The sequence below is a fragment of the Rhizobium sp. BR 315 genome (genome assembly GCF_050577975.1).
Lineage (GTDB): Bacteria > Pseudomonadota > Alphaproteobacteria > Rhizobiales > Rhizobiaceae > Rhizobium > Rhizobium miluonense.
Genome location: NZ_JARWKZ010000010.1, coordinates 47,509 through 62,819 on the forward strand (window position 1 = coordinate 47,509; position 15,311 = coordinate 62,819).

The 15,311-nt window shown below is 56.4% G+C and carries 23 protein-coding genes and 1 pseudogene; 19 read left to right on the plus strand and 5 right to left on the minus strand.

Annotated elements, in window-relative coordinates:
• Window positions 1-143 precede the first annotated feature (143 nt).
• The 8 genes from QD409_RS13045 to QD409_RS13080 all read left to right on the plus strand — a co-directional run bounded on the left by QD409_RS13045 (window position 144) and on the right by QD409_RS13080 (window position 2,874).
• A complete protein-coding gene (locus QD409_RS13045) occupies window positions 144-353 on the plus strand; it encodes a cold-shock protein (protein ID WP_092854031.1) in 210 nt (69 codons plus the stop codon).
• Window positions 354-462: 109 nt separating this feature from the next.
• Window positions 463-792 carry a hypothetical protein gene (locus QD409_RS13050; protein WP_092854030.1) on the plus strand — a complete coding sequence of 110 codons (330 nt, stop codon included), beginning with the start codon at window positions 463-465 and terminating at the stop codon, window positions 790-792.
• A complete protein-coding gene (gene rpsU / locus QD409_RS13055) occupies window positions 770-1,042 on the plus strand; it encodes a 30S ribosomal protein S21 (protein ID WP_092854029.1) in 273 nt (90 codons plus the stop codon). Before QD409_RS13050 ends, rpsU begins: the two co-directional genes overlap by 23 nt.
• A gap of 12 nt (window positions 1,043-1,054) precedes the next feature.
• Entirely contained in the window at window positions 1,055-1,255 is a 201-nt protein-coding gene (locus tag QD409_RS13060; protein ID WP_092854028.1) for a hypothetical protein, read from the plus strand.
• Window positions 1,256-1,551: 296 nt separating this feature from the next.
• Complete coding sequence (locus QD409_RS13065; protein WP_092854027.1) at window positions 1,552-1,761, plus strand: cold-shock protein; 210 nt, start codon at window positions 1,552-1,554, stop codon at window positions 1,759-1,761.
• A 114-nt stretch (window positions 1,762-1,875) separates the two neighbouring features.
• Window positions 1,876-2,046 carry a hypothetical protein gene (locus tag QD409_RS13070; RefSeq protein WP_167668052.1) on the plus strand — a complete coding sequence of 57 codons (171 nt, stop codon included), beginning with the start codon at window positions 1,876-1,878 and terminating at the stop codon, window positions 2,044-2,046.
• 175 nt (window positions 2,047-2,221) lie between these two features.
• On the plus strand, window positions 2,222-2,473 hold the full coding sequence (locus QD409_RS13075; RefSeq protein ID WP_092854026.1) for a hypothetical protein: 252 nt from the start codon (window positions 2,222-2,224) through the stop codon (window positions 2,471-2,473).
• Window positions 2,474-2,610: 137 nt separating this feature from the next.
• Window positions 2,611-2,874, plus strand: a complete 264-nt coding sequence (locus QD409_RS13080; protein WP_092854025.1) for a DUF982 domain-containing protein — start codon at window positions 2,611-2,613, stop codon at window positions 2,872-2,874.
• A gap of 179 nt (window positions 2,875-3,053) precedes the next feature.
• Here the strand turns inward: QD409_RS13080 and QD409_RS13085 are convergent, their stop codons facing one another.
• A complete protein-coding gene (locus QD409_RS13085; protein ID WP_139115102.1) occupies window positions 3,054-3,299 on the minus strand; it encodes a hypothetical protein in 246 nt (81 codons plus the stop codon).
• Between the two features lie 74 nt (window positions 3,300-3,373).
• Between QD409_RS13085 and QD409_RS13090 the strand changes: the two genes are divergently transcribed.
• Window positions 3,374-3,805, plus strand: a complete 432-nt coding sequence (locus tag QD409_RS13090) for an SDR family oxidoreductase (RefSeq protein WP_430762902.1) — start codon at window positions 3,374-3,376, stop codon at window positions 3,803-3,805.
• Window positions 3,806-3,907: 102 nt separating this feature from the next.
• Here the strand turns inward: QD409_RS13090 and QD409_RS13095 are convergent, their stop codons facing one another.
• Window positions 3,908-4,795: a LysR family transcriptional regulator gene (locus QD409_RS13095; RefSeq protein ID WP_092854024.1), complete on the minus strand. Its 888-nt coding sequence runs from the start codon at window positions 4,793-4,795 to the stop codon at window positions 3,908-3,910.
• Window positions 4,796-4,895: 100 nt separating this feature from the next.
• Here QD409_RS13095 and QD409_RS13100 point away from each other — a divergent pair, with 100 nt between their 5' ends.
• A complete protein-coding gene (locus tag QD409_RS13100; protein ID WP_092854023.1) occupies window positions 4,896-5,885 on the plus strand; it encodes an aldo/keto reductase in 990 nt (329 codons plus the stop codon).
• A 58-nt stretch (window positions 5,886-5,943) separates the two neighbouring features.
• On the plus strand, window positions 5,944-6,933 hold the full coding sequence (locus QD409_RS13105; RefSeq protein ID WP_092854022.1) for an aldo/keto reductase: 990 nt from the start codon (window positions 5,944-5,946) through the stop codon (window positions 6,931-6,933).
• A 115-nt stretch (window positions 6,934-7,048) separates the two neighbouring features.
• Here QD409_RS13105 and QD409_RS13110 read toward each other — a convergent pair whose 3' ends face one another.
• Together QD409_RS13110 and QD409_RS13115 are read right to left on the minus strand one after the other, a co-directional pair.
• Window positions 7,049-7,417, minus strand: a complete 369-nt coding sequence (locus tag QD409_RS13110; protein WP_092854021.1) for a hypothetical protein — start codon at window positions 7,415-7,417, stop codon at window positions 7,049-7,051.
• Between the two features lie 62 nt (window positions 7,418-7,479).
• Window positions 7,480-8,181: a DUF1223 domain-containing protein gene (locus QD409_RS13115; RefSeq protein ID WP_092854020.1), complete on the minus strand. Its 702-nt coding sequence runs from the start codon at window positions 8,179-8,181 to the stop codon at window positions 7,480-7,482.
• A gap of 232 nt (window positions 8,182-8,413) precedes the next feature.
• Between QD409_RS13115 and QD409_RS13120 the strand changes: the two genes are divergently transcribed.
• From QD409_RS13120 to QD409_RS13130, 3 genes are read left to right on the plus strand one after another with little or no spacing between them, the layout of a single operon-like run.
• The gene (locus tag QD409_RS13120; protein WP_092854019.1) at window positions 8,414-9,277 is read left to right on the plus strand and encodes a cytochrome b/b6 domain-containing protein; all 864 of its coding nucleotides are present in this window, start codon (window positions 8,414-8,416) and stop codon (window positions 9,275-9,277) included.
• On the plus strand, window positions 9,274-10,050 hold the full coding sequence (locus tag QD409_RS13125; protein ID WP_092854018.1) for a molybdopterin-dependent oxidoreductase: 777 nt from the start codon (window positions 9,274-9,276) through the stop codon (window positions 10,048-10,050). The genes QD409_RS13120 and QD409_RS13125 overlap by 4 nt, the downstream gene beginning before the upstream one ends.
• Before the next feature lie 54 nt (window positions 10,051-10,104).
• Window positions 10,105-10,371 (plus strand): hypothetical protein, encoded by a 267-nt coding sequence (locus QD409_RS13130; RefSeq protein WP_139115101.1) that lies wholly within the window; start codon window positions 10,105-10,107, stop codon window positions 10,369-10,371.
• Window positions 10,372-10,474: 103 nt separating this feature from the next.
• On the opposite strand, the pseudogene QD409_RS13135 reads toward QD409_RS13130, so the two are convergent.
• Window positions 10,475-10,698: pseudogene (locus tag QD409_RS13135) on the minus strand (DDE-type integrase/transposase/recombinase); the annotation flags it as partial.
• 243 nt (window positions 10,699-10,941) lie between these two features.
• On the opposite strand from QD409_RS13135, the gene QD409_RS13140 reads away from it, so the two are divergent.
• From QD409_RS13140 to QD409_RS13160, 5 genes are read left to right on the plus strand one after another with little or no spacing between them, the layout of a single operon-like run.
• Window positions 10,942-11,325, plus strand: a complete 384-nt coding sequence (locus QD409_RS13140) for a helix-turn-helix domain-containing protein (RefSeq protein ID WP_092854017.1) — start codon at window positions 10,942-10,944, stop codon at window positions 11,323-11,325.
• Window positions 11,326-11,334: 9 nt separating this feature from the next.
• Window positions 11,335-13,143 (plus strand): hypothetical protein, encoded by a 1,809-nt coding sequence (locus QD409_RS13145; RefSeq protein ID WP_092854016.1) that lies wholly within the window; start codon window positions 11,335-11,337, stop codon window positions 13,141-13,143.
• Between the two features lie 12 nt (window positions 13,144-13,155).
• Complete coding sequence (locus tag QD409_RS13150; RefSeq protein WP_092854015.1) at window positions 13,156-13,374, plus strand: hypothetical protein; 219 nt, start codon at window positions 13,156-13,158, stop codon at window positions 13,372-13,374.
• A 14-nt stretch (window positions 13,375-13,388) separates the two neighbouring features.
• Complete coding sequence (locus QD409_RS13155; RefSeq protein ID WP_092854014.1) at window positions 13,389-14,561, plus strand: YcaO-like family protein; 1,173 nt, start codon at window positions 13,389-13,391, stop codon at window positions 14,559-14,561.
• On the plus strand, window positions 14,558-15,262 hold the full coding sequence (locus tag QD409_RS13160; RefSeq protein WP_092854013.1) for a TfuA-like protein: 705 nt from the start codon (window positions 14,558-14,560) through the stop codon (window positions 15,260-15,262). Before QD409_RS13155 ends, QD409_RS13160 begins: the two co-directional genes overlap by 4 nt.
• Window positions 15,263-15,311 lie beyond the last annotated feature (49 nt).

Sequence of the window (15,311 nt, forward strand, 5' to 3'; positions counted from 1 at the left end):
TAGAGCCTATATTGGCGTTATCGACCATTGCTTGTGATGTCGCTCAAGAGCCACGAGGCTCCTTCGGATTTCCTCTCAAATAATCGATCTGACCCCGCAAGGTAGCGCGGGAACCACGACAATTGCTTCGAAAGGAAATCACGATGGCCACAGGCACCGTGAAATGGTTCAACGCCGACAAGGGATTTGGTTTCATCCAGCCCGATGCTGGCGATACTGACGTGTTCGTCCATATCTCAGCCGTCGAGCGTGCTGGGATGCGCTCGCTGAAAGACGGCCAGAAGATTGGCTATGATCTCGTGCAGGATCGTAAAACCGGCAAAAGCTCCGCCGACAATCTTCAGGCGGTTTGAATTTGTCATTCGCTCCAGCTGACCACGGATGTACTGGCAGCTGAATTGAGTGACTGTGAGAGGTCGGGGTAACGCCCGGCCTTTTGTTTTTCTTCTTTCGGAGAACCATATGCGAAACCGACGCTTCCAGCCCGGCGACACCATCAAATTGAAGCCTGGTATTCTTGGAAATGCCCATCCGATTGGCACCGGTCGCATCCTCTCCTGCCTGCCCGAAGAGAAGGGCTTGTCCCGTTACCGTGTACGATTTGAGAACGAGACCTTCGAGCGTAGCATCGGGCAGGATGACATTGATCTGACCGCCTCGTCACTGTCGACCCAGGCAGGGACTGCAGAAGGCAAGCCGGGATCCAGTTGGGTGAACGCGCACACCATTCGGACCGGACCAACGGCGGCAACAGCCGTAAGGAGCAATTTTGCAGGCAAGCGTCAGAGATAACGACGTCGATCAAGCTCTTCGTGTTCTGAAGAGAGAAATGCAGCTTGAAGGCATATTCCGAGAGCTGAAGGCGCGCCGGGCCTATGAGAAGCCAACGGAAAAGCGCGTTCGCGAAAAGTCCGAAGCGGTTCGCCGAAGACGCCAGATTGCCCGAAAGCAGGCGCATCGGGAAGGTCTTCTACCCTCTCCCAAGCGGAACAATCCGGTAGCCGGTCAACGCTCGTTTCTTGTCCGAATATCGAAGCCATAAGAAGGAGGAAGCATGACCGCGACAAAGGACGTTTTTTTCAAGCCCACAAAGGTCTCTGCCCAGGCGAAGGCTGAGCTTACCACCTCTGCCGCGCGAGATATTCTCGCAGCCGAAACCGCTGCCCGTCATAAAAAGACGGAGAAGCTTCGTGCTTTGCGAATGGCCCAGCCAGTTGCAGAGGTACAAAGGAAGATTAAAACTAAGAAGAGGTAGATATTTCTCTGCCTCATTCGTTTTTCTAGGATAGGAAGTAATACTTGGGTCCTGTCTCGGATAAATATTGACTATTTCAAGATATAATCCGTATTTTATTCAAGGCTTTCTATGAAATTAAATAGAATGTGACCTTGTTGCGAACATAAAACTCTCATATGTTGTGTTTATCGGATTTGCTTCGTTAGCTTTGTTTCTGCGCGCAGGCGCATTTGCTAATCTTTCCTCTCAAGCTCGATCACGATGGCGCGCACACAGCGGGCATCGCAATTTCATGCGATTGAAAGGAAATCGTTATGACTAAAGGCACCGTAAAATTCTTCAACGTCAGCAAGGGGTTTGGCTTTATTGCTCCGAGCGATGGATCTCCGGACGTATTCGTCCATATCTCGGCAGTAGAGCAGTCCGGCATGTCTTCCCTTCTGGAAGGTCAGTCGGTCACTTTCGAGCTGGTGCGAGATGCGCGCAACGGCAAGAACGCTGCGCAGAACTTGGCATCTGTATAATCAATCAAGCAATCGGCTCGCGCCCCCTTTGACCACGGATGTACTGGCATTGCGGGATCGCGGACCTTTGGAAAGGTCGGGCAAACCCCGGCCTTTTTATTTTGGAGAGACACAATGACGAAGACAAATGCAGAGAAGATTCTTCGGCGGTCGCTGCGCCAAGTGAACAACACGAGCGGCGGCGGGCATCTAGGCGGTACGAATTTCGGACAGGCCTTTGATGCGAAAACATCTTCCAGTAAGGGCAAATCCGATAAATCGCGCAAGCCTCAGCGCATGAAATAGCCTTAAATGGAGAGCGATAGTGTTTCACCAGCGTCGCTCTCGCCTTGTCTTTACCCGAATGCGGTCGGCGCTCCAGTGGCAGCGAGGCTCTTGCCAGAACGACTGCTTGTGACAGTCGCGCAGTCAGCCTGAACATCCCCCGCACGCCGCTCCACGTTTCAAGGAGGAAAGAGCTATGACCGCCCCAAATCCAGTCGTCCCGCCTGGCTTAGACTTGGCGCCACAGTTGCCTGATCGGACAAAAGCCGGAACGATCGGATCTCCGGATTTGAAAGTCTCCGATGAAGCGATCAGAGAAGCTTACGAGCGTGGAGGCGACGCTGGCATGCGTGAGAAGGAAGATGAAGAAAATCCCTACCCAGAAGGAAGCGTGCTCGCGAAAGCCTTTGAACACGGCTATCTCGACGGGCAAAAGGCGCAGCGATAGGGCGACGATTTGAGGGTGTGGCGTTTGCAATCGTCGTTTGGCCAAAATCAGTACCCGCTGAGCCAGACAAGTTCATTCATCAAGTGGGCAACAGCAACCGCAGAGGGTTTTTGCCCGCGATCCTGAGGAAGAGATCAATGGGCTCCGTCATCAACGTGGGATTTTCTCTGATTTGGGAGACGCCAGTCGTCATCCATAAAGGTGATTTCTGCACCAGGGCTATAGACGGCCCCAGAGAGGCGTTGCGGTATCTCCAGCGAGATTTTGGCAGACGCTCAGGTCAGCTTTATTGGAGTGCGGTTTATTCCTGCATGATGGCGCTGAGATATCGATCTGCCCCCGAACTCGCCCGCAAATATTTTATTATTGCTTGTGGCAGTGCCAGGATTGATGTCGATTAGGTTGAGACTGTTTCCGGCGCTTATCAAAGAAACGACAAATGTTCTGTTGGTGCAGGTTTACCAAGGGGTGGGATTTACGTCACCTGTCGGTTGCGTCTTATGGTGAACGATCGAAGCAAATAACGGTTGTTAAAGGGGTAAAGGTCGATACGCCACGGGAGTTCCGTGGGGCGTCGATCTCACTTCCGGTCCCTGACAATGCGGCGAGCGGCATCTTTTTCATTGAGAATGGCACAGAAGACACGCGCTTCTTTCTCAGGCAAATTCTCAAGCTCCCAGGTCGATGGCTTTGCCGACACGCCCGTAAACACGTCATAAACAGTCCATGAGGAATCCATTTCCCGGCGGACGGCATATCGTCTGGTGCTTGTCGCCATAGCATTCTCTTGAAGGACGGCAGCAGCCAAAACGGTCTTTGCGTTCATCGATCGCCTCCACAATACCACGCAACAGTCGAATAGTCTGCCATCATAAGATTGGTCGATGTTTGCCGTGCGGAGTGGTTATCGGAGGAGTGCTCGCGGATTGGAACGAAGATGCTGTAAAAGCTGCGGCAGACAACCTGACCGCTCAAGGTCACAAGGCAATCGCCATCCGATGCGACGTTGCCGATGACGCTGATGTCGAAGCCATGGTCGCGCGAACTGTCGAGGCATTTGGGCGGCTCGATGCAGCCTGCAACAATGCGGGCGTGCAGAACGTGCTTGCGGAGACGGCCGAGACGACTCGCGAGGACTACGACCGCGTCATGGGCATCAATCTGCGCGGCGAATGGAGCTGCATGAAGTTCGAATTGCAGCAGATGCGCAAGCAGGGAGGCGGTGTATCGTCAATTGCCCGTCATTCGGTGGACTTGTCGGCGGCGCGGAACGCGGCATCTATCACGCCGCCAAGCATGGCGTGCTTGGCAGCGACGCCGCGAGCTAGGTGACCGGCCAATCCATCTCGGTGGATGGCGGTTTCGTCATGCGTTGGCCCCTAAGTCCTTCGGCGCGCGGACCATCTCGATGCTCCTTGGAAACCCAGGGCGCTCTTAGCTTCGCAGTGCACTGACGAAGGCCGCGAATGCCGGAGACGCCTGGCGTCTGCTCGGATAGTAAAGGTGATATCCCTCGAAGGACGGACACCATTCGTCCAAAACCTGGATCAATTCTCCAGAGGCGACATGGGGCCGCGCGACATCCTCCATGACCAGCGCAAGCCCGAGCCCGCCCAAAGCTCCGGTTAAGGCGTGGCCTGTGCTGTTGACGACAAGCTGGCCGTCGACGCGCACGTTTTGCGCGAGCTTGTCCTTTTCAAATTCCCAGATCAGCAGGCCGCCATAGGTTGGCATTCTCAGATTGATGCAACGGTGCTCAATCAGATCGTTTGGTGTCGTTGGCTTGCCGTGCCTGTCAAAATAGGCGGGAGAGCCGACGACTGCCATCCGCAGATCCGGACCGATCCGAACGGCGATCATATCTCGCGCAAGCCTCTCGCCGAGCCGAACGCCGGCGTCGAATCCTTCTGCTACGATATCCGTCAGACCGTGATCTATAGCCAACTCGACCTTGACGTCCGGATAGGCTTCGAGAAAGGCGGGCAGTTTTGGCCAGATCCTGGTCCGTGCCGCGTGTTCGCCAAGGCTGACGCGGATGGTGCCTGCAGGTTTGTCGCGAAAAGCACTGAGGGCGTCGAGCTCGGAGGCGATATGTTCAAGATCAGGAGCGATGGCGCTCGCCAAACGGGCTCCTGCTTCCGTGGGCGCCACGCTTCTTGTCGTGCGTGCGACAAGTCGAACGCCAAGTCTGGCCTCGAGATCGCGAATGATTTGACTGAGAAAGGGCTGGGATATGCCGAGGCTGGCCGCGGCCTTGGTAAAACTGCCCTCGCGCGCGACGGTCAGGAAGGCGACGAGATCATTGAGGTCTGGCTTGGGCATTTATAGCTCTTGGCAATAGGTGCAAGTGTTATTTAGCGGATAATCGAATGGAGTGAAAGGCGCTAGAACGGATTGACCTTACACGAAACAGGAGCGCCCAATGAAAACGCGGAAACTCGGAAAGAGCGGTCTGGAAGTCTCGGCACTTGGCCTCGGCTGCATGGGCATCAGCCAGTCCTACGGACAGCCGATGGAGACGAACAACGCCATCGCATTTCTCCGCGATGCTCACGAAGCCGGGATTACCTTCTTCGACACGGCGGAAGCCTATGGGCCTTTCACGAATGAGGCGGTGCTGGGTGAGGCTCTGCGGCCTATTCGCGATCAGGTTGTTATTGCCACGAAATTCGGCATTCATATTGATCCAGACGGCGGGAAGGGCGGCGTCAATAGTCGTCCGGACCATATCCGGGCAGTCGTCGAGGCATCGCTGAAGCGATTGCAGACAGACCATATCGATATTCTCTATCAGCACCGCATCGATCCGGCTGTGCCGATCGAAGACGTTGCCGGTACGGTGAAGGCGCTGATTGCCGAAGGCAAGGTCATCCATTTCGGCATGTCTGAGGCGGGTGAGGACAATATCCGCCGAGCCCATGCGGTTCAGCCGGTCGCGGTTCTGCAAAGCGAATATTCGCTCTGGTGGCGGGAGCCTGAGCACACCGTTCTTCCTGTCGTCGAGGAACTCGGTATCGGCTTCGTGCCGTTCAGTCCGCTCGGTCGAGGTTTCCTTACAGGAACGATCAACGGTAGCACGGAATTCGACAGCAACGATTTCCGCAATACCATTCCTCGCTTCGCTCCTGAGGCACGCTCCGCCAACCAGGCCGTCATCGATATCATTGCCGATATCGCCGCTGAAAAGGGGGCGACGCTTCCGCAGATTGCGCTAGCATGGCTGTTGGCGCGAAAGCCCTGGATCGTTCCCATCCCAGGCACCACCAAGCTCCATCGCTTGAAGGAAAATATTCGCGCGGCCGAAATCGATCTGTCGTCCGACGATGTGAACCAAATCGATCGTGCCCTGTCCGATATCTCAATTCAGGGTGAGCGATATGCCACCAAACAGACAGCATGGGTCAATCGTTGAGGAAAAGTTCCGCACCCTTTCCATCCCAACCCATGATCACGAACTCAGGACCAAGACCATGAAAACTCGAATGATTGGAAACCTTGAAGTCTCCGCGCTTGGCCTCGGCTGCATGAGCATGAGTTCGGCCTATGGTCCGCCAGCTGACAAGGGTGCGATGATTAAGCTCATCCGGCTCGCCCACGAGCGCGGCGTCACGCTCTTCGATACCGCGGAAGCCTATGGTCCATTCGTCAACGAAGAACTGCTCGGCGAGGCCATCGCTCCCATCCGGGACGAACTCGTCGTCGCGACCAAGTTCGGCTTTGACATCGACCTTGAAACCGGAGAACGCCGGGCTGGCACCAACAGCCGGCCCGAACACATCAGGGCCGTTGCCGACGCCAGCCTCAGGCGTCTCAAAACCGATCATATCGATCTGTTCTACCAGCACCGGGTGGATCCCGCCGTACCAATCGAGGATGTCGCAGGTACGATCAAGGACCTCGTCGCTGCCGGCAAGGTGAAGCATTTTGGTCTGTCCGAAGCAGGTATTCAGACCATCCGTCGAGCACATGCGGTTTATCCCGTCACGGCTGTGCAGAGTGAATATTCGCTGTTCTGGCGCGGCCCCGAAATCGAGCTTCTCCCGGTGCTTGACGAATTGGGAATTGGGTTTGTTCCGTTCAGCCCGCTCGGCGCTGGTTTCCTGACCGGCAAGATCGACGAGAATACCAAGTTCGATGCAACCGACTTCCGGAATCATGTACCGCGCTTCTCTCCCGAAGCCCGCAGGGTAAACATGGTGCTGGTCGATATCATCAAGGCTGTTGCCGGCCGCAAAAATGCAACGCCTGCACAGATCGCCCTTGCCTGGCTCCTTGCGCAGAAGTCTTGGATCGTGCCGATCCCCAGCACGACCAAGCTTCACCGCTTGGAAGAAAACCTCGGTGCGCTCGACGTGATTCTGACGGTAGAAGATCTGATGGAGATCGCCGACGCGCTATCCAAGTTCGAAGTCCAGGGAGAGCGTCTGCCTGAGGCGGTCCTTAAAATGACAGGCCTCTGATCGCGATTGCGGAGCAGGGAGGTAATCAGTGAGATCGAGCATGTGACCGTTGAATCATGCCGGAATGGAACGCGGTGTGTGGATCGTCTGTATTCAGACTGGCCCTTCTTGGCTTTCACATGGTGAAACTGCGGCTCCCGGGCACACAGATGTAATAGGTTGATCCTTGCGCATTGTAGCCGTCAGGATAGTTTTCTTTCCATTCCTCCGCCAGTTGCCGGAGCAGCTGGATAAAGTTGGGAAATCCCTTTTCGGGAGCAAGTTTGCCGTATTGCCCCTCTTGGTTTTCCAAGACTTCCTCCACCGCAAGCCGATGCTCGTCGGTCATTCCGAGTGCCTGCTTCACTTCGATGGTTCCGTCAATCATCCCAGTGATTGCCTCGACCATTTCGTGCCGGGGTCGCTTATATGTTGTGAGGCTGGAGGTAGACGAGCCGCCCAGCTCGCAGTTATCAAAGCCCACGATCGCGATGTCTTCTGGCATTCTCAGCCCGAACCCGCCGCGGAATGCTGAATCTCGGTGCCCCTAATTCGCATAGCCACCGCTCAGTCGGTCGCTGCTGCGAGTATGGGGCCACCTTGTTGCTCCTGAATCAGAATTGCCGTGCGAAGGCCATCCGGCGCCTTCGGGAAATCGAATGTGGCAGGGCTTCCGTCCCATTGCCCGAGAGGCTTCAATGCATGTACGACGTGGGTGTGGGGCAAAGTACTACCGGCGTTTTCGCCTCGAGCGATCGGCACGTTGACGACGTTCGGATCGTATCGGATCAACCAGACGTCCGCCGCCGATCTCGGGACATCACCGCGCCCTATCTCCGCGCGGCTGTGGCCAAGGGTAATGGATGGTCCCGTCAAGCGGGAAGCGGTTGATAGAAGTTCGGTGAGTTCGGCGAGGTTGTTCCCAACCACAGTCTTCGTCCCGTTGACAACCATCTGCGGGGTGAAGGGCCCTGACTGATGCAACGGTGCCTCGTATGCAATCTGTCTATCCGTAAACTCCTGTTTTCCGAATAGGTCCTTCCAGCCGAGATAGTCCCAATATGTCACTGCGAAGCTCAACGTGAGGACATCCTCGCGCTTATTGAGCTTTATGAGGTTGCTGTTCGCGGGTGGACATGACGAACATCCCTGGCTCGTGAAGAGCTCGACAACCGTGAGGGAGCGGTTGTTGCTCGATGCGCCATGAGAAACACTCGCCATGACGCACACGACTGTTCCAGTGAGCATCAGTTTCATGAATTGCTTCATCGTTTTTCCCCCTATGGCATCATCCTCACTTCGCAGTGAAATGGTCATTTGTTACACGCTCACACTCTTGTGATCGCTGGGACAGCTATTCTTCGACGAGATCTCTCAAGCTATTAGGCGATGTGGCCGGGACCGCCTGTAGAAGATTATTTCGCGACGCCTGTAACAAGAGTACTTTATCACCCGTATTACCCGATAGGACCGTACCGTAGCCAGCTCGGGAGGAGCGAACATGGCGACCGTGGACCATCTGGAAACAACGCCGCCGCCGACAAGCCCAACGACGACCTTCATTAACCGCCATTCGGTGGTGACGCGCATTACGCATTGGCTCAATGTTCTTTGCCTAAGCCTGCTTCTGATGAGCGGTCTACAGATATTCAATGCGCATCCGTCCCTGTATTGGGGGCAGTATGGTGCCGATGCCGATCCATCCTGGCTTTCGATCGGGACTGTCCAGGACGGTGACAGCACGCGTGGCTTCCTGCGCATCGGAAGCCTTTCCGTCGCGACAACGGGCGTTCTAGGCCTTTCGCGGGTCGGCGGCGATGTGACCGAGCGCGGCTTTCCTTCCTGGGCGACCATCCCGAGCTATCAGGATCTCGCGACCGGCCGTCGGTGGCACCTGTTTTTTGCCTGGCTCTTCGTGATCAATGGATCGATCTATACGCTATACGGCCTCCTGGGCGGCCATTTCCGGCGTGATCTCGCGCCGAGCGCTGACGAGCTCTCACCCTCTCATCTCAAACAGGAGATCGCCGATCACGCACGGCTGCGCTTCCCGAAAGGAGAAAAGGCACGCCACTACAATGCTCTCCAGAAGCTCGCTTATCTGATTGTTATCTTCATTCTGCTGCCGCTGATGCTTGCGACTGGGCTGACCATGTCACCCGGCATGGATGCTGGCTTCCCCTTCCTGCTTGATTTCTTTGGCGGCCGGCAGTCGGCGCGCTCCATCCACTTCATCTGCGCCTGGTCGATCGTTTTCTTCGTTCTGGTGCATGTCACCATGGTTATCCTCTCCGGTCTTTGGAACAACATGCGCTCGATGATTACCGGCCGCTACAGGATTGAAAGCGAAGGGGGCGGGAAATGACGTTCTCTATCACGCGACGCCGTCTTTTGATCGGATCGGCTGCCGGACTTGGCGCAATTAGCCTCACCGGCTGCGACGAGGTCGCCCAAAACGCCAAAGTTCAAGCCGTGCTGGAGATGGCAGAGACGCTCACAATGAAAAGCCAGCGACTTTTGGTCCCGAGGGACAAGCTGGCCCGCGAGTTTTCGGAAGCGGACATCTCACCTACATTCAGATCGAACGGAACCAGTCAGCCGGACAGCGAAGAATATGCCCGGATGATGGAGACTGGTTTCGCAGATTGGCGGCTGAAGATCGACGGTTTGGTGGAGCACCCGGTCGAGCTCTCGTTGGCGGATCTGAAGAGGCTGCCATCGCGAACGCAAATTACCCGGCATGACTGCGTGGAAGGTTGGAGCGCCATCGGCAAATGGATGGGCGTACCGCTCGGGCTTGTCCTGCAGAGTGCCGGCATGAGGCCGGGAGCTCGCTATGCGGTCTTTTACTGTGCCGACCAGCTCGAGCAGACGATCGACGGCAGCGGCACCTACTATGAGAGCGTCGATCTGATCGACGCCTTTCATCCGCAGACAATCCTTGCCTATCAGCTCAACGGTAAAGATCTCGACGTGGCTCACGGCGCGCCGCTCAGATTGAGAGTCGAACGCCATCTTGGCTACAAACACGCAAAATATTTGATGCGCATTGAAATCAAAGACAGCTTCGCCAGCCTTTGGGGTGGCAAGGGCGGTTTCTGGGAGGACCGCGGCTACGAGTGGTACGCGGGAATTTAAGCGTCTGGAAAACGCCTGACTGCGGGCAATTGTGCCCATCAAGAGGAGGAGAATATGCTCAAATTTACGATTGCGACCGCCTTGCTGATGTCCGCTTTCATATTGCCGGTCCATGCGGCGAACACAATGATGAAGTGCGATGATGCTTCCATGATGAAGGCACAGAGCGACGTGGATGCCATGACCGGTCCGATGATGAAGGAAAAGAAGGCAATGGCGTCCAAGGAAATGATGATGGCCAAGGAGTCGATGAAGGCCAAAAAGATGGACGATTGCAAGATGCATTTGGACAAAGCCATGAAGAGCATTGGCAAGATGTAGTGGAAATCCGAGCAATGATGTTGCGTTAGCGCGTGATTGGTGACTTGCGCCGCCGTGGTCTGAGATCATGCAACGGCTTGGATCACGGCTTCCCAATGCACCCTTGCACGGCCCGCTCTCGCTTTCGAAGCGGCGGGGGCGAATTCCCTGCCTGATTATCGAGGCCCGTGTGGGAGCGGTGCTCGACCTTCGGCATGACATCACGCTTGGTCGCGCCGTAATAGCGCAGCCTTTGGTGACGATCCATTTGGGCGCCAGCCCTTGTTTCCTCAGCTGTCTTCGCAGCAAACGCCTGGCAGCCTGGGTATCGCGTTGACCTTGGGCGAGCCGGAAACCGAGCGCGCATAAACGCGACACCGGCCTCTCCCCTCCTCACTCTTCTAATGCGTCGTAAGACAGACGCCGTCGATGCCGTTTGTAGCGGTGAAGAGCGCCCTGCCATCTTCTCAAGATAGCGCTAGGAAACCTCTAGACACAGTGCAAAATTGACTATGAGTGGCTTGCTGGAAGATTGTGAATTCGAGGGAAACCTGCCAACATGAAGGCAGTTTCTCTTCTAGCGGTTTCCTCATGGACAAAAAGCCGGATGCGATCGATGTTGAAGTTGGATCACGCATCCGACTGCGCCGAAAGGAATTGTCACTTGCGCAGGATGTATTGGCCGAAAAGCTTTGCATGAGCCCTCAACATCTTGAGAAATGCGAATGCGGTGCTGAAAGAGTCGGTGCTAGTCGTCTTCTACGTATTTCGGAAATCCTCGATATTCCGGTCATATTTTTCTTCGAAAGTACATCGGACGACGCCTTTCCTTCTAAGGAAGCGCTGGCTGATTTTCGACTTGCTAAGCATCACAAGGCCGTTCTGCGGACAGCCTTATCGGGGATCGAGGACAATCGGTTGCGGGAGAAGATCCTCGCTTGTGTGCAATCATCCGAACCTGACAACGAGCGCTGACCTAGCAAGATGACATTTCATTTAACGACACTTGGCAGCTGCGCCCTTTATGATGAGAAGGGCGATCGTGTAAACGTGCCGAGACAGGCGCTGCTCATGCTTGCCTATCTCTACGATGGCCGACGATCGATGCCGCGGAAGGAGTTGGCGGCTTTTCTCTGGTCCAGTAATCTTCAGGCCGCTGGCGCCAATTTGAGGTCGACCCTGCTGCGGTTGGCGACCGCGACCTCCAAATCTCCCAAGCCGTTGATCGGCGGCGTTGCGACGAACATCACTTTGAACTTCGACGCATTACGGTGCGACCTGGATACTATCGAAAGTACCTCCGGCGTTGCCAGGCTTAGCGCGCTCACGGATGCCGTCGCCAAGAATTTTCTACCCGCGGACGGCAGCGGCTCCGCAGCTGTGGCTGTCTGGGTACGCGACGTTCGGGCAAGGTTCGCAGGGGAGCTGCGAGCCGAATTCTTCAAGACACTGAACCACCCCTCTTCGCCCCAACATCGCGGTGAATTGAAGCGAGCGGCGATACTTCTGCTGGACCGAGACCAGACCGATGATGAGGTTAGGGTAGCGCTTGGCGAGAAAATCACCTCTTACATCCAGTTGATTGGCGAAACGAAAGATCCGAATTCGAGCCATCCGGCTCAAGATACGATTCCAATCGCCGCCGACAACCGGATGCCGCGTATCGCCCTGCTTCCTCCTGAGACGCTGGAGGATTCAGAGCGAGCCGGATCGGTCGCAAACGCGGTCATCGAAGACCTGACGATCAGCCTTTGCGTCGATCGAAGCGTATCCGTAGTCGCTCCCTATACCGCCGAGCAGATCCGCTCCTCAAACGACAAGGCCGGGCTTCTCAGGCAACATAATGTCGTCTACGCGCTCGATACGAAGAGGACGGGCGACAGCCTTTTCGCGCAGCTGATTTTCATGCCGCGGGACGAAATTGTCTGGGCAACGCGCGTCCAGCTGGATAACGCGGCCATAACGGAGCATCGCAACGCGATCGCCACGGCGATCCAGAGCTCCATCATCGAGCGTGTTGGCGCCTTCCATCACATAGTTTCCGATTTTAGCTGCAAGCCTCAGGCCTATTTTGCCTATCTTGAGGGCGTACAATGCCTGTCCCGGTTGAGCCTTCAGAATGTCCGCCGCGCGCGCAAGCATTTCAAGGAGGCTCTCGATCACGAGCGGGGTTTCGCGGCGGCACTTGCGGGCATCGCGAGAACGCTGACGATGGAATGGGTTCTGACGGCCCGCGGCGATGGCGATCTGTTGCATCAAGCGGAAAAAATGGCTGGGGATGCAATCCGCGATGACAATCAGTTCGCCGGAGGCTTCAAGGAAATTGGCGTCGCCCGGCTCTACCGCGGAAATATCGACGGCAGCCTCGAGGCCTTGTCGAATGCTGAGGCGCTTAGCCCGCACTATGCGGATGTGATCTGTAGCCACGCCGACTGTCTCACCCATGGCGCCAATCCGAAAGCGGCATTGGTGAAGGTTTCAACCGCTCTTGATCTCAATCCGCTCGCCCCAGACTACTATTATTGGACTGCGGCAGGAGCCAGCTATTTCCTTGGTGAGTATACCGAAGCATTGGCGTATCTGGACAAGATGAGAGACCCGGGACCAGCAAGCAGGCTTGCGGCGGCAAGTTGGGCGATGCTGGGGAATCTTGCCAAGGCGAAGACACATCGGCTGCGCGCCTTGCGCGACAACCCGAATTTCGATCTTGATGCATGGCTGTCGATGATTCCAAACAAGGAAAAGTGGCAGACAGAGCATTATAGGGAAGGTCTGCTGAAGGCCGGTTTTTGAAAGGAAGAGATTGTGGCAGGTGCGGTGCTGATTGGGATTGATGGTGAAGAGGGTCTTTGGTTGGCTGACCTTGAGCAGGGGACTGTTGTTCGATACACGCAGCCGCTGTCGGGCGAGCTGGCGACGGCGGAATCCTGGCGGGCGAAAGGGGTCAAAGTCGCGAAAGATGTCGATTTCGCTGTGGCGCTGAGTTCAGCAGGTTCTGCGGCGTCAGGCCTCTACGAGGGCTAGGCGTTCGTTGACCGGTGTCAGACAATTTTAGAGCGTGCCCTCCTGGCGAAACCTTTTCGAGGGTTTCGCCCCATTTGGCGCGGCTTGGTATAACACGCGTTGGCCGCCAGACCGAGCTCGATCGAATAGGCATTCCCGTTTGGTGTGCCTACGCTCCGAATTCCAAGGCGATCGTTATCGCTCAGGGCAAAGGTCTGGACGATGTCTCGGCAAAGACATCGGCGGTGATGGAAGCGATTGAGCGATCGGTCGCGACCCAACCATCTTGTTCAGCGCTTGTGGCAAGTCGAGATGATCTTGCCGCAAGCGGTCATGCGATGGATTGTTTGGATGTGCTGCTGGCAACCGGGGCGCAGCCGGTAGAGGCCAGTGAACAGATCAGATGGGCTCAGGCTCAGGATCTGGCCAGCAACGCCGTTACGTTCATACCTTTCGACACCGTTCATCTTGACCGAACGAATGTCAGTCCTCGCTTTTGGGTATCATCGGACGGATTGGCGTCAGGGAACACTTGGCACGAGGCAGTCCTGCATGGGTTGCTGGAGCGGATAGAGCGGGATGCTTGCGTCCTTTGGGATGTTGGCGGCCCGGTGCGTCGTTATGCACGCCGGATAGACCCGCACAGCATCGAAGACGACGATATTCGCGAGATGCTGGAGAAGATTTTCGCAGCCGACTTCGATCTCGCGCTTTTCGATGTCACGAGTGATCTATCCATCGCCTCCGTCGTTGCATTACTGCGGCCGAAAGGCGATGGCGGCTCGCTAAGGTATGTCGACCTGACCATGGGAGCAGGAGCCTCCTTGTCCCCCAATGTGGCCGCGGCCCGAGCAATTTCCGAGGCCGTGCAGTCCCGGATGACCTTCATAGCCGGGGCCAGGGATGATCTTGTGCCGGAGCTGTTTTCACGCCGCGCCGACCCCGCCCACTTGCAGTCGTTCCGGGTTCGATGCGCTACGAACCTGAGCGAACTGCCGACGATGGCGGCCAAATCCACGCAAGATGCGCTCGACCAGGTTGTCGAGGCCCTGTTGAGGCACGGTATCGACCGGCTTTATGCAATCGAGCTCGCACCCGAATGGTTGCCGGCATCGGTTGCAAAAGTCTTCGCGCCACAGCTCGAACATCCGGAGGGGGGACGCCGAATTCGGTTCGGCAGCCGCGCACTGTCAAAGGGTTTCCTATGAAAGTGATCTTCGTGGGACCAAGCCTGCCCGATGCCAAAGCGTTCGCAGACAGCACGATGGTCATACGACCGCCGGCATGCCAGGGCGACGTTGTGAGAGCCCTCGAGGATGGTGCGACCGCCATCGGCCTTGTCGACGGTCAGTTCGAGTTCGTCGCGCCGGTCTGGCATAAGGAGCTGCTCTTTGCCTTATCCCGAGGTGTTCCCGTGTTTGGTGCAGCCAGTATGGGAGCGCTCCGCGCCGTAGAGTGCCAGGTTTACGGCATGGTCGGCGTCGGCCGGATCTTCGAAGACTATGCGTCCGGGCGCCGTGAGGAGGATGCCGACGTCGCTCTCCTCCATGGCCCGGCGGAACTCGGCTATCCTGCCTTGTCGGTGCCGTTGGTCAATGCCGATGCGACAATCGAGGCTGCGATTGGCCAAGCTATTATCGACAAGGGAGAGGCCTTGCGGCTCTCCCGGGCAGCCCGGCGTGTGTTTTTCAAAGATCGGACGTGGAGGCGTGTTGCCGAAGCCGCCGATATGGACACAGGACGGGTGAGGGCACTCGTGGCAAAAGCGTGGACTGACCAGAAGCGTCAGGATGCAATCGAGCTTATGCGCGCAATTGCCGATGCGCCGTCGCAGGCACGCACGGTGGACTGGTCTTTCAATGCGACGCCCCTGTGGCGCAAGCTCTTCCCGCAATTTTACCGTATGTAGTTGATCTTTAATGCATGTGTTGCGTGTGCAACGCTTTTGCAACGCATCT

Bases quoted from the DNA above. Each gene is read 5' to 3' on its own strand.
- QD409_RS13045 (WP_092854031.1), top strand. From the start codon at position 144: ATGGCCACAGGCACCGTGAAATGGTTCAACGCCGACAAGGGATTTGGT.
- QD409_RS13050 (WP_092854030.1), top strand. From the start codon at position 463: ATGCGAAACCGACGCTTCCAGCCCGGCGACACCATCAAATTGAAGCCT.
- QD409_RS13060 (WP_092854028.1), top strand. From the start codon at position 1,055: ATGACCGCGACAAAGGACGTTTTTTTCAAGCCCACAAAGGTCTCTGCC.
- QD409_RS13065 (WP_092854027.1), top strand. From the start codon at position 1,552: ATGACTAAAGGCACCGTAAAATTCTTCAACGTCAGCAAGGGGTTTGGC.
- QD409_RS13070 (WP_167668052.1), top strand. From the start codon at position 1,876: ATGACGAAGACAAATGCAGAGAAGATTCTTCGGCGGTCGCTGCGCCAA.
- QD409_RS13075 (WP_092854026.1), top strand. From the start codon at position 2,222: ATGACCGCCCCAAATCCAGTCGTCCCGCCTGGCTTAGACTTGGCGCCA.
- QD409_RS13080 (WP_092854025.1), top strand. From the start codon at position 2,611: ATGGGCTCCGTCATCAACGTGGGATTTTCTCTGATTTGGGAGACGCCA.
- QD409_RS13085 (WP_139115102.1), bottom strand. From the start codon at position 3,299: ATGAACGCAAAGACCGTTTTGGCTGCTGCCGTCCTTCAAGAGAATGCT.
- QD409_RS13095 (WP_092854024.1), bottom strand. From the start codon at position 4,795: ATGCCCAAGCCAGACCTCAATGATCTCGTCGCCTTCCTGACCGTCGCG.
- QD409_RS13100 (WP_092854023.1), top strand. From the start codon at position 4,896: ATGAAAACGCGGAAACTCGGAAAGAGCGGTCTGGAAGTCTCGGCACTT.
- QD409_RS13105 (WP_092854022.1), top strand. From the start codon at position 5,944: ATGAAAACTCGAATGATTGGAAACCTTGAAGTCTCCGCGCTTGGCCTC.
- QD409_RS13110 (WP_092854021.1), bottom strand. From the start codon at position 7,417: ATGCCAGAAGACATCGCGATCGTGGGCTTTGATAACTGCGAGCTGGGC.
- QD409_RS13115 (WP_092854020.1), bottom strand. From the start codon at position 8,181: ATGAAGCAATTCATGAAACTGATGCTCACTGGAACAGTCGTGTGCGTC.
- QD409_RS13120 (WP_092854019.1), top strand. From the start codon at position 8,414: ATGGCGACCGTGGACCATCTGGAAACAACGCCGCCGCCGACAAGCCCA.
- QD409_RS13125 (WP_092854018.1), top strand. From the start codon at position 9,274: ATGACGTTCTCTATCACGCGACGCCGTCTTTTGATCGGATCGGCTGCC.
- QD409_RS13130 (WP_139115101.1), top strand. From the start codon at position 10,105: ATGCTCAAATTTACGATTGCGACCGCCTTGCTGATGTCCGCTTTCATA.
- QD409_RS13140 (WP_092854017.1), top strand. From the start codon at position 10,942: ATGGACAAAAAGCCGGATGCGATCGATGTTGAAGTTGGATCACGCATC.
- QD409_RS13145 (WP_092854016.1), top strand. From the start codon at position 11,335: ATGACATTTCATTTAACGACACTTGGCAGCTGCGCCCTTTATGATGAG.
- QD409_RS13160 (WP_092854013.1), top strand. From the start codon at position 14,558: ATGAAAGTGATCTTCGTGGGACCAAGCCTGCCCGATGCCAAAGCGTTC.